The following is a 12,304-nucleotide window of genomic DNA, read 5'->3' on the forward strand; positions in this document are numbered from 1 at the left end:
GCGCTAGCCCACTTCAGCGCGTGCGCCGACCACCCTCGGCGCCCGCGCGTGGGCTGCTCGAACCGCCCATTGACTAGCCTGCTGTCAACTCACCGAATGCGACATCGATGGAGATCGGGGTATCCAGCGTCAGTCGACGGGTGTGCAGGCCGACCAGATGGTAGCGACCTTCGGAGAGTCGGTATTCCTCGATCTGCTCGATGCCGTCACCCGATTCGGTGGGAAACACGATGAGGTACATCGGAATACCCGCAGCGGCATAGGCAGCTTTTTTCTCCACCGTATCGGTGTGGTGCGAACTACCCGGAGAAACGATCTCGACCACGAGTAGAGCGTCACCGGCGTAGAGCTTCGCATCGTCATCGAGGCAGCGGTACACAGTGACGTCCGGTCGGCGCAGACTCAGCGGCACATCGCTGATTCGGACGTCCACGTCGGTCTCGACCATCAAACACGGCTCGGGCTTGCGTCCGGCTTCCATCCGCGCCGCCAGCCGCCGAGCGATCCGATTGTGCAAGCGGGACGGACTCTCGCATTTCACGATATGCCCGTCGATCACCTCGATGGTTCGGCAGAATTCCTCGGGCAGCAGCTCATAGTCCCGAGCGGTGATCTGCTCCGGGATCCACCGGTACCAGTCGCCGGGAGCGCCGCCAGTCATGCCGTGAGCCTACCGGCCACACCGGGGGTGAGCCGGGAGTCGGCGCGGTCAGGTCGTTGGCCATAGAAACGGCGCGGTGAACCAGCGTGACCATGTAGTAAATGTTGGTGGCGAATGCTTCCCACCGGCGAATCTGGCCGTAACCTTTTATTCATGACCGCGGCCTTCGATGATATGGATCTGCGTGACCTCGTCGGACTGCTCACCGAAGATGAACTACGGGAGCTTCGACCGGCGGTGCTGCGCGTGTTATCCCGCCAAACCCCGCAGGAGCTACTGCGTCGCGAACTCGGCCTACGCATGGCAAAAGTCTGAGTCCGTCGTTCGTCAACCAACCGACCACCTGGCCGTCGCAATGGCGCGAATCGCCGATGCGGCGGCCTTTTCCTGTCGAGAACACGTAAGCACCGGCCCGCCGCATCGGTGCAGTTCCGATTCGACGGGCCGGTGTCGGTAGCAGTTAGAACACCCGCAGCTGTCCAGGCGACCAGAATCCCCAACGGCTGGCCGTACCCGTATCCAACTTGGCCGCAACCGCGTTCGGGTAGTACTGGTCGTAGCGCTCCAACGAACCCCAGTCCCGCGCCCAGTCGTGCTTCAGGTACGTCGGAATGGTGCTCGACTTCGCCAGCATCTGACTGAAGCCGAGCGGACCGCCGAATTCCTCGGCCTGCCAGGTATTCGTCGAGCTGATGGCCAGCGGCCGGTCCGGCAGGATCCGGTAACCGGGCACCTCGGCCACCCCGTTTTTGTGGTCCAGCGGCCGCTGGCACGGGAACTGCAGCCCGACCGCCCAGTCCAGCAGCACCGGCTGCTCGGAGCCGATGAAGCTGTTGAGCGTGGCCAACTTCGGCATCCGCGGCGGGGTGAACGCCAGCCACTGATCACCGATCAGAATCGGGTCATTGGCGACAATACGCACCGCGTCGGCATCGGGCGCGATCTCATCGAGCGGGATGCGCAGATTGCGCCACGACGGGAACGGACCGATATCGCGCGGCAGATAGGTGCCCAGCATCTGCACACTGCCGTCGGGCAGGTGCTTGCCGTAGTCGACGGTCAGCGACTGGCCGTACTTGGTGTCGCCGGTGTCGTCGACGGACAGGATGCGGCCCGCAGCCGAAATGACCACCAGCGGACGATCATCCGAGCGCGGCGCCAGCTGATACCAGCTGGAGACCAGATGCGCGGGCTGCTGCACGCCCTGCTGGTAGCTACCCATCACCGGCGTGGTGGCCGGATCGAGGCCGAAGGGCAGCGTGGCCCGGCTGCCGTTGACACCGGTCGCGCCGTAACCACCATCGGTGCCGGCATTCTGACCGTCCGCACCAACCGGACCGACCGACTGGGTGGAGGTATTGCCGGTACCCGGCTTCACCTCGATGGTGTCGGCGCTGAGCTTCTCGGGCACACCGTTCGGATCGAAGCCGACCGGATCGGCGCCGGCCAGCGGATCACCGTTCTTCGGCGGATTCGCCGGATCGATGATCGGCGTGAGCATGCCGTTGCCCTTGTCGACATCCGGTTCCACCAGTACGTCATTGGCGAGACCGCACGAATTGCCCTGCACCGCATCGAAATTAGAGCGCGCGATCGAATAGGCCGGATATTGCGACACCGCCCCCTTGACCAGCGAGAACACCTCGAGCAGCACCATCATCGCGGCCACTACGGTCAGCGGTATCGCGGCGAACTTGCGAATCCGCTTGCCCCGCACCGACTTCGCCGACGGCTGCGGCGCGGCGTAATCCTCGCGCAGCGCGGACCAGGCGACCAGCGCCAGCGCCAGCCCGAACAGCACCAGCATCAGCGTGTTCGACTGGTGCCCGTGCAGCGAGATCCGCTTGTCGAACCACGGCACGCCGAAGCTGGACACGTACCAGTAGCCGTTGATGCCCGAGAAGGCGACCGCGAGCACGAACAGCAGTCCGGCGAGGAAGATCGCCCGGTTCTTCCGGGCCCGCAACGCACTTGCCGAAACCGCTACCGCGGTTACCGCGGCCAGTGATCCGGCGATGCCCGCGTACGCGCCGAAGTGGTGGGTCCACTTGGTCGGGTTGAACATCATGAAGAAGATGGTTCCGAAGACCACGCCCATCAACCGCCAGGTCGGACCGCTGGCGATGCCGGGAACCCGCCTGCGCCGCAACAGCACCAGCATGGTGGTGAACAGGCACAGCAGCATGATCAGGAAAGCGAAGCGGCGCGACAGCGATCCATCGACGGTCTCCACGAACAGGTAGTAGTAGCGCAGGTAGTCCTCGTACCAGGCCAGATTCGGTCCGGTCACCTGCCGCACCCGGTTGGCCTCCTGGATACCGGCAAAGGTCTGGTCGCTGTAGACCACGATCAGCACCAGCAGACCCGCCGCCGCGATCGGCGCGAGCAGCGGCAGCGTCGAACCCCACTTGCCCACACCCTGCGCCGCGAACCGCCGGTGCCGCCGCACCACGATCCGCACCAGCGGCCGGATACCTGCGAGCAGGGCTGCCACACACATCAGACCCGTCGGTGCCGCCGCCAGGGTGAACGCGGCCACCAGAATCGCCACCGCGGCCGGCAGCAGCCGCCCCGTCGCAATGGCACGCTCGATCGACACCCAGGTCAGCAGCGCGCCGAGCGCGACGATCGGCTCCGAGCGCAGACCGTTGTCGAACGGCAGCCAGAACGCCAGGAAGACCAGTCCACCGGTCCACAACGCCACCTTGTTGTTGCGCACCCCGCGCCCGAGCCGGGGCACCACCTCGCGGCTGATCACCATCCAGCACAGAATCGCGCAGCACAGCGCGGGCAACCGGACCCACGGGCTCGCGGTGGAAATCTCCGAGAAGGCCTGGATCACGTAGTAGTACCAGCCGAACGGCGCCTCCGGCACGCCGTACCAGCGAAAGTAGTTGGCCATATAGCCCGCGTGCGGCGCCACCCGCACCATGCTCAGGATGTAGCCGTCGTCGGAGGTATTGGCGCCGACGAAATGCCACAGCAGCAGCGTGCCCACGATCGCGCCGTCCGCCCAGGTCGGCTTCAGCCAGTGCGCGGGCAGGAACCGGCGGTGCCCACGCCCGTCACCGCCGTCGAGCCGAGCCAGTGCGCCGAGTGCGATCAGCGTGCACAGCACCGCCGCGATCATCGCGATCAACTTGACCGGGGTCGGGCTGGAGGAAAACCGGGTGTCCACCGTCATGTGGAACGAAAGCCCGGTCGGCACCGCGCCCTTCATATCGGTGAAGACGCCGACCACCTGCGGCCGCAGATCACCATTGAGCTGCCCCTCGACCGGTGCCTCGACCTTCTGCGTCGTCCCGGGCGCCGCGCCCGCGACCGGCCGCTCGATCATCGTGGTCACACCGTCGAATGACGCGCTGGTCCGATTGATATCGGAGCTGATGGTGATCGATGTGCACGAGCCGAGCCGGGCGCGCTCCGCCGAGGCGACCACCGCATTGCGGTCGACCACATCCACCGAGGTGTCCGAGACCCGCACGAACAGTGCCTCGAGCGATGCCCGGTCGCCCTGCGGCGGCGCGGTGGCCAGCAGCATTCCGCCGTAGCTCGGCAACTGATCGAGCGCCGAACACGGAATGCGCGCGGTGAGATCGATCGGCACCTGCGACATCAGCGGCGCCTGCACACTGTTGAGCGCGCCGTCCTGCGGCCAATTCAGCGCCGCGGTGGTCTGGCTGACCGGTAAGAACGGAGCTGCCAGCGCGAACAGCGCGCCGAGCACGCCGGTGACCAGCGCGACGAGGCGCGCGGTTCGGAAATCGCTCGGTGCGACCTCGGGCGCGGCGGGCGGTTTTGTCAAGACAGCGGTAGCGGCGTCGGGCACGGTTGGCAATGGTATCCGCCCGCGTGTCGCAACGGGCGCTGGCTGCACCGAAGTCGGGTACGGTTCCCAGCAACTTCCGAGCCGTCTGCCAGTTGTCGTGCCCGAATCACCTGCAAAACGCGGGAACTCTCGGTCCGGGCCGGCTTTGGTCGGACGACGTACGGCGCGGCGTGGCTACTGGAATAAGTCCGAAAGATGACCCCGAAGTGCTGACCGGTAACCCGCACGATGGAAAGGTGTGGGGTATGACAAAGGTGAATCTCGAAACCAACTACGGACAGATCGTGCTGGAGCTCGACGACGCGAAGGCCCCCAGCACTGTCGCGAACTTCGTGAATTACGTGAACGCCGGCCACTACAACGGCACCATCTTCCACCGCGTCATTCCGGGTTTCATGATCCAGGGCGGTGGCTTCACCCCCGAGATGCAGCAGAAGGGCACGCAGGCCCCGATTCAGAACGAAGCGAACAACGGCCTGAAGAACGACAAGTACACCGTCGCGATGGCCCGCACCAATGATCCGCATTCGGCCACCGCACAGTTCTTCATCAATGTTTCCGACAACGGCTTCCTGAACCATTCCGCACCGACCCCGCAGGGCTGGGGCTACGCGGTCTTCGGCAAGGTCGTCGAGGGCTCCGAGGTGGTCGACAAGATCGCCGCGGTGTCCACCGGCTCGGCGGGCATGCACCAGGACGTGCCGCAGGACGACGTCATCATCGAGTCGGCGACTCTCGCCTGACTTCCGCTGCCACGCCAGCGGAATCGGGCCGCACCCTTGCGGATGCGGCCCGATCTCGTCACAGCGGCAGCAGGTGGTGTTTACGTGGGTTGCGAGTCAGGGCCTTATCGCGCAACAGGTGCAGCGCGCGACGCAGTTCCAGGCGGGTGGCCGACGGTTCGATGACGGCGTCGATATAGCCGCGCTCGGCGGCGACCCACGGCGTCGCCATCGTCGCGTTGTAGAAGTCGATCATCTGCTGACGCACCGCGGCACGCTGCTCCTCCGGCGCCGCCTCGATCTGCTTGCGGCCGATCAGACTGACCGCGCTTTCCGCGCCCATGACCGCGATCCGCGCGGTCGGCCAGGCCAGATTCACATCCGCACCGAGCTGTTTCGAACCCATCACGGCGTAGCCACCGCCATAGGACTTGCGGATAACCACGGTCACCTTCGGCACGGTGGCCTCGACGTAGGAGAACAGGAAGCGGCCGCCGCGCTTGATGACGCCGATCTTCTCCTGTTCCACGCCGGGCAGGAATCCCGGTGTGTCGACAACGAATACGAGCGGAATCTCGAACGCGTCGCACATCCGCACGAAGTGCGCGGCCTTATCCGAGGCCCTGGCGTCGAGCGCACCGGCGTACACCATCGGCTGATTCGCGACCACCCCGACGCTGCGGCCGTCCACCCGCGCGAATCCGGTGATGACATTGCGTCCCGCCGAGGCTCCGATCTCGTGGAAATCACCGTCGTCGAATATGCGCAACAGGATGTCGTGCATGTCGTATGCGGCGTTATCCGAGTCCGGGACAATCGAATTCAGTTCCAGATCCGATGCCGTGATCTCCGGCTCCAGCCCCGGATTCACGATCGGCGGCCGTTCCTGGCAGCTGGTCGGCAGGAAGCCCAAATACGCGCGCACCCATTCGAACGCGGCCTGCTCGTCCGCGGCGACGTGATGGATATTGCCGTACTGCGCTTGGCTATTGGCGCCGCCGAGTTCCTCGAGGCTGACATCCTCACCGGTGACCTCGCGGATCACGGCCGGCCCGGTGACGAACATGTAGGCCTCGTCGGTGGCGACGACCACGTCGGTATTGATCGGGGCGTACACCGCCCCGCCCGCGCATTTGCCGAGAATCATCGAAACCTGGGGCACCATGCCGGACAGCGGCTCGACCCGTGTTCCCAGCTCGGCGTACCAGGCCAGCGAGGTCACCGCCTCCTGTACCCGGGCGCCGCCGGAGTCGTTGATGCCGACCACCGGGCAGCCGACCTTGGCCGCGAACTCCATAACGGCGGCCACCTTGCGGCCGAACATCTCCCCGACCGAGCCGCCGTAGACGGTCTGGTCGTGCGAGAACACCGCCACCGGTCGTCCCTCGACGAGGCCGTGCCCGGTGACCACACCGTCACCGTAGAGCGCCGAAGGATCGCCCGGCTTGCGCACCAGCGCACCGATTTCCACGAAGGTACCCGGATCGAGCAGCATGTTGATCCGGTCACGGGCGCTCGGAATACCCTTCTTGGCCCGCTTCGCCACCCCCGCTTCACCCGCCGGTTCCTGCGCCAATTCCAGTCTCTTGCGCAGGTCGGCGAGTTTCTCGGCAGTAGTGCTCACTTGGCCCCTCTCATCAGGCACCCCTAAGGGGTAATTACAGCAAGTTTCGCGGTGAGGTCGGCTCCGATCTTTCCGATCCGCGGCTCGTCAACGATCTGGAGGTGGTCACCCGGGATATGGATAACCTCGAGGTTCGGAATGTATTCATCCCAACCACCATTGGGTCGACGATTTGCGTAGCGGGGCTCCAGTTCGATCATGCCGTCGTGATAGCGATCCGCGAGGTACAGCACCACATTGCCGTCGTAGTGCGTTGGCGTGGTCTTCGACAGATGCCGCCCTTCGATCCATGAGGTGCGCTGATGCTCGAGCACACCACCCGGAATCTTGGTTCCGCTGATCTTGATCAGATCGCTGATCATCTTGAACTGTTCCTCATCGGAGGCCGCAGCCAGTGTCTGCAGCTGTTCGCGATCCAACTCGCCTTCCACGCCGTAAGTCTTCTTCGCGAATACCTGGTAGCGCTCGATGCGACGCAACCGCTCCTCGGGGCTGTTGTCCTCCCCCTCGGTCGGGATGGCCAGGTCGATCAGGCCGACGATGCGCACATCGGCACCCTCGGCCCGCAGCAACTGGGCAACCTGCAGCGCGAATACCGCGCCCAGCGACCAGCCGTACAGCACGTAGGGACCATTGCCCTGGATTTTGCGAAGCTCGGGCAGATACTGACGCGCCCGCTCGACGATATCGCCCTCGACGCGCTCGAAGCCGTACATCGGGGTATCGGTCGGAAGCCGCTTCAGCAGCGGTTCGTAGACCAACGTGTTGCCGCCCGACGGGTGGAATACGAAGACCGGCACGGCATTCGAGCCGTCCGGGCGCGCCCGCAGCGGACGCACGAAGCCGTCCACATCGGCACCGCTGTCCTGCAGACCACGCACGATATCGGCGAGCTGCTCTATGGTCTCGCAGTCGAGCACGTCATCGACGGTGACCTCCGCCTTGATCCGCTCGGTGAGTCGGGCCGCCAACTTCTCGGCGACCTCTTCTTCGAGGATCGGCAGGGTATTGAAAATGCCGCCCGCCGACTTACCCGTCACGATCGCCCAGGTGGCGAAGGTCAACCGCTCGGCGGCATCGCGCGGCGGCACATCTTCCTCGTCGGCACCCGCGGGCTGACCACCGAAGATCGCCGCGGCGGCCACGGCATCGGCTCCGCCCACGGCGGTGGTGTCCTCGGCATCCAGAGCGCGCTCGATCACGGCTTCGTCGGCCTCGGCCGCCGCAGCCTGCTCGGGCGTGGCCGCGACCGGGGTGGCGGTACCAACTGCCGCACCGCTGATACCGGCGGCCGTCTCCGCCTCGACGACAATCTGCTCGGCCTCCGCCTCCACCGAGGTGTTCTCGGCATCCAGCGAAACCCCTTCGGCGGCAGCGGCTTCGGCCACCGCGGCCGCCGGATCCTGTCCGGCCGCGACCGCGGCGCGCGCCGCCGCGATGAATCCGCCGTCGACCGCGATCTCCGCACCGGCCGCCTGCTTATCGGCGATGGCCTGCACCTCGTCGCGGTGCTCGATGGCGTAGCGCAGCACCTTGCCGACCTCGGTCAGGTTGGCATCGCGCACAGCCTGGATCTGCAGCTGCGGAATATCGAATTCGTATTCGACCCGGTTCTTGATGCGCATGGCCATCAGCGAATCGAGGCCGAGTTCCATCAGTGGGATCTCCATCGGCAGATCCTCGACCGCGTACCCCATCGACTCGGCGACGATCAGCGCCAGCCGCTCCTCCAGGGTCTGCGTACCTTCCGGATCCCAACGCTCACCGAAGGTTTCGACGACCTCCAGATCAGCATCCCCGGTCGTCGCGATCTCGGTCCCCGTAACCGCAACGGCGACAACAGGTTCGGGCAACGGCGCACCCGAGACGACAACTGCCTCGAACAACAATGGGAAGCTGGCCCCCGCGCGCGCATGCACCTGCACCGAAGCGCCGCCCAGATGCGGAATCAGCGTCGTGGTCAGCGTGCCGGTAGTCGGCAGCACCGCGTGCGGGACCGACGCACCCAGCGACACCTCGCTGAGCACCTGTGCCGCAGCGGCTTTCACCAGTACCGTGAGATCGGTGACGGCCGAGGCCTGCACCTCCCACACGTGCCGACCGTCCGGCAGCGCGACGTGCGCGCCCGGCACGCGGGCATTGCCGCTGCCGATGGTCATCTTCGCCTTCGGCCAGTACTGCTTGCGCAGGAACGCGGTCCGCGGAATATCGGCGTAATCGCCAGCGGGCAGCAGCGACGGCAGATCGACGCGATGTCCGTGCACGTAGAGTTGGGCGAGTGCGGAGATCACCCCCGCCGACTCGTCTTCCTTGCGCTTGAGGGTCGGGATGAGCTGTGCGTCGTGCACACCCGCCGCGAAGGTGGTGCCCAGAACCTGCATCAGCGCAACGGAATTCGGCGCCAACTCCAGGAAGGTGGTGTGGCCGGTATCCACCGCGAGCTGCACCGCATTGGTGAAGTACACCGAGTGGCGCATGTTCTTGACCCAGTAGCCCTCGTCGTGCACCGGATCGCTGCCGGGCCGGTAGAACTGTTCCTTGTTAACGGTCGAGTACAGGCCCGCCGTCAACGTGGTCGGCTCGATACCGGCCAGCTCCGCGGCCAGCTCGCCGAGCAGTGGGTCCATCTGCGAGGTGTGCCCGGCGCCGCGGGTCTGCAGCACGCGCGCGAATTTGCCCGCCGCCTCGACCTTGGCCACGATCGCCGCGACCTGATCCTGCGGACCACCGATCACTGTATTCGTCGGCGCCGCGTATACCGCGCATTCGACATCCGGATAGTCGACCAGCATCGCCTCGATATCGGCGGCGCTCAATTCGACCAGCGCCATATTCCGCACATCGTCATCGCTGATCATGGCCTCGCCCTCGCCCATAAGGCGCGAGCGGGCGCAGATCACCCGCACCGCATCCTCGAGTACCAGCCCGCCGCAGATGTAGGCCCCCGCCACCTCCCCCATCGAATGACCGACCACCGCATCGGGTTGCGCGCCGTGCGCGCGCAACAATGCGGCCAGACCGACCTGAATGGTGAAGATGCCGACCTGCGAAGTGCCGACGTTGTAATCCTGGGCGTCGTCCAGGATCATCTCGCGCACCGAATATCCGGCCTCGTCCTGCACCAGCTCATCGACCTCGTCGACGGCCGCGCGGAAGATCGAATTCTCCAGGTAGAGCTGCTTACCCATCTTGCGGTGCTGCGCACCGAATCCGGACAGCACCCAGACCGGGCCCTGCGCGGCGGGCGCGTCCGCAGTGAACACACCGGCGCCGGGCTTGCCCGCGGCGATCGCGCGCAGACCGGCAACGGCCTCTTCATGATTCTTGGCGATGACCACCCCGCGCGAACGCCAATGGCTGCGCTTGGCCAGCGAGCGCGCAACATCCTCGAGCGGAGTGTTAGAGCCTTCCTCGGTCTCCAGCCAGTCGGCCAACTCTGTGGCGGCGCGGCGGCGGCGCGAAGGCAGGTAAGCCGATACCGCAAGGATCACCGGCAGCGGTTCGGCCCGCTCGGTGGACCATTCAGCAACGGCCGCTACCTCTACCGCCACCGGCTCGGCACTGTCCGCGACTATCTCATCGGCCTCCGCGACCACATCCGTGGTCTCGATATCCGCGTCGATCGTTTCGCTCTGGTCTGCCGCCTCAGCTGCCTCGGCGATAAGTTCCGCGGTCTCTTCCGAGCCGACAGTCTCGCTCCGGTCGGTCGCAGCCGGGGTCGGCTGGTATTCCTGGATGACCACGTGGGCATTGGTGCCACCGAAACCGAAGCCGGAAACACCGATGGTCGCGGTGCCGCTATAGCGCGGGAACTCCATCGGCTCGTCGACGACCTTCAGGTGGGCCTGCTCGAATGGGATGTACGGGTTCGGCCCGACAAAGTTGACGTTCGGCGGCAGTACGTTGTTCTGCAGCGCCATGACCACCTTGGCCAGGCTGGCAGCGCCCGCACCGGACTCCAGGTGTCCGAAGTTCGTCTTCGCCGAGCCGAGCAGCGCGGGCTTATCGTCGTCGCGACCGCGGCCGACCACTCGGCCGAGCGCGTCGGCCTCGATCGGGTCACCGAGCAGCGTGCCGGTGCCGTGCGCCTCGATGTAGTCGACCGTGGACGGCGCGATGCCTGCGTCACGGTAGGCCCGGCGCAGCACATCGGCCTGCGCATCCGGGTTCGGTGCCACGATGCCGTTGGAGCGGCCATCGGAATTGACCGCCGAGCCCTTGATCACCGCGAGAATGCGATCACCATCACGTTCGGCATCGGCCAGCCGCTTGAGCACCACCAGACCGGCGCCCTCGGACCGGGCGATGCCGTCGGCATCGGAAGAGAATGCCTTGATGCGGCCGTTCTTCGCCAACGCACCGATCGAATCGAAGCCGAGAGTGATCGCGGGCGCGAGCAACATGTTCACGCCGCCGGCGAGGGCCAAGTCGGCGTCACCGTTACGCAGCGCGCGCACCGCCTGGTGCACTGCGACCAGCGCGGACGAGCATGCCGTGTCGACAGCGACCGAGGGGCCACGGAAGTCGTAGAAGTAGGAGATCCGGTTAGCGATGATGGCGGAGGATCCACCGGTCAGCGCATACGCATCGGCCGAGGCAGGCGCAGTCGGATCCGACTGACCCAATCCGAGCGCGGATACCAATTGGAAGTCGTTGGTAGAAGCGCCGACGAAGACGCCGACCGGTCTGCCCTTGAGCTCGCTTGCGGGAATTCTGGCGTGCTCCAAGGCTTCCCAGGCCAGCTCCATCATCAAGCGCTGCTGCGGATCGACCCGCTCGACCTCGATCGGGGACATCGCGAAGAACTCCGCGTCGAAGCCCTTGACTACGTCTTGGTCGAGGTAGCCGCCCAGGGTGTTGCCCTCGGCGATCTTCGCGGCCACGGCCGGGTCGTCGGTGAACTCGTCCCACCGGCCCTCGGGCCGCTCCCGGATCGCGTCACCGCGGTTGATCAGGAACTCCCAGGTCGACTCCGGGGTATCCCCCGCGCCCGGCAGCCGGGTGGACAGGCCGACGATCGCGATATCGTGCGCCTCGCCCGGCTGGTAACCGGCCGTGTAGAACGAATCGTCGGCGGATTCCGGCGGCAACTCCGGCTCACCGTTGATGACGACCTCGGCCAGCGACGCGATGGTCGGATGCTGATAGACGATCGTCGCTGTCAGCACCACACCGGTCAGCTCTTCGATATCCCCGCCGAGTGCGATGGCATCGCGCGAGGCCAGCCCGAACTCCTCCATCGGCCGGTCCGTCGTGATCTGCTCGATCGGTTGACCGGTCGCGTCGGAGACCCAGCGTCGCAGCCATTCCCGCAACTCCGCGACGGACACATCGGTCGTCGCGGCGGACTGCGAAACCTGCCCGGTGTCGGTGGTGTCGATCGCGTCCGCATCACGCACGATCGCGGTCGTCTGGTCGGTCGTGCCCTCGTTGTCAGCCATCAGTTCCTCAAGCTACCTGTCTGCGTA

The 12,304-nt window shown here is 65.8% G+C and carries 6 protein-coding genes; 2 read left to right on the plus strand and 4 right to left on the minus strand.

The features are described 5' to 3' along the window. Nucleotides 1-73 precede the first annotated feature (73 nt). Nucleotides 74-661 carry a Uma2 family endonuclease gene (locus ACW2Q0_RS19330; RefSeq protein WP_457192048.1) on the minus strand — a complete coding sequence of 196 codons (588 nt, stop codon included), beginning with the start codon at nt 659-661 and terminating at the stop codon, nt 74-76. Nucleotides 662-814: 153 nt separating this feature from the next. Here ACW2Q0_RS19330 and ACW2Q0_RS19335 point away from each other — a divergent pair, with 153 nt between their 5' ends. Next, complete coding sequence (locus ACW2Q0_RS19335; RefSeq protein WP_169811244.1) at nt 815-976, plus strand: hypothetical protein; 162 nt, start codon at nt 815-817, stop codon at nt 974-976. A gap of 145 nt (nt 977-1,121) precedes the next feature. Here the strand turns inward: ACW2Q0_RS19335 and ACW2Q0_RS19340 are convergent, their stop codons facing one another. Beyond that, a complete protein-coding gene (locus ACW2Q0_RS19340; RefSeq protein WP_457192051.1) occupies nt 1,122-4,490 on the minus strand; it encodes an arabinosyltransferase domain-containing protein in 3,369 nt (1,122 codons plus the stop codon). A 245-nt stretch (nt 4,491-4,735) separates the two neighbouring features. Here ACW2Q0_RS19340 and ACW2Q0_RS19345 point away from each other — a divergent pair, with 245 nt between their 5' ends. Next, complete coding sequence (locus ACW2Q0_RS19345; protein WP_457192053.1) at nt 4,736-5,233, plus strand: peptidylprolyl isomerase; 498 nt, start codon at nt 4,736-4,738, stop codon at nt 5,231-5,233. Between the two features lie 58 nt (nt 5,234-5,291). On the opposite strand, the gene ACW2Q0_RS19350 is transcribed toward ACW2Q0_RS19345, so the two are convergent. Then, nucleotides 5,292-6,836 carry an acyl-CoA carboxylase subunit beta gene (locus ACW2Q0_RS19350; RefSeq protein WP_457192055.1) on the minus strand — a complete coding sequence of 515 codons (1,545 nt, stop codon included), beginning with the start codon at nt 6,834-6,836 and terminating at the stop codon, nt 5,292-5,294. Between the two features lie 23 nt (nt 6,837-6,859). Beyond that, nucleotides 6,860-12,277, minus strand: a complete 5,418-nt coding sequence (pks13, locus tag ACW2Q0_RS19355) for a polyketide synthase Pks13 (RefSeq protein WP_457192057.1) — start codon at nt 12,275-12,277, stop codon at nt 6,860-6,862. Between the last annotated feature and the right edge of the window lie 27 nt (nt 12,278-12,304).

This window comes from Nocardia citri, from assembly GCF_054065835.1.

Excerpts from the sequence above, each read along its gene's own strand:
- ACW2Q0_RS19330 (WP_457192048.1), bottom strand. The coding sequence starts at position 661 with ATGACTGGCGGCGCTCCCGGCGACTGGTACCGGTGGATCCCGGAGCAG.
- ACW2Q0_RS19335 (WP_169811244.1), top strand. The coding sequence starts at position 815 with ATGACCGCGGCCTTCGATGATATGGATCTGCGTGACCTCGTCGGACTG.
- ACW2Q0_RS19345 (WP_457192053.1), top strand. The coding sequence starts at position 4,736 with ATGACAAAGGTGAATCTCGAAACCAACTACGGACAGATCGTGCTGGAG.
- pks13 (WP_457192057.1), bottom strand. The coding sequence starts at position 12,277 with ATGGCTGACAACGAGGGCACGACCGACCAGACGACCGCGATCGTGCGT.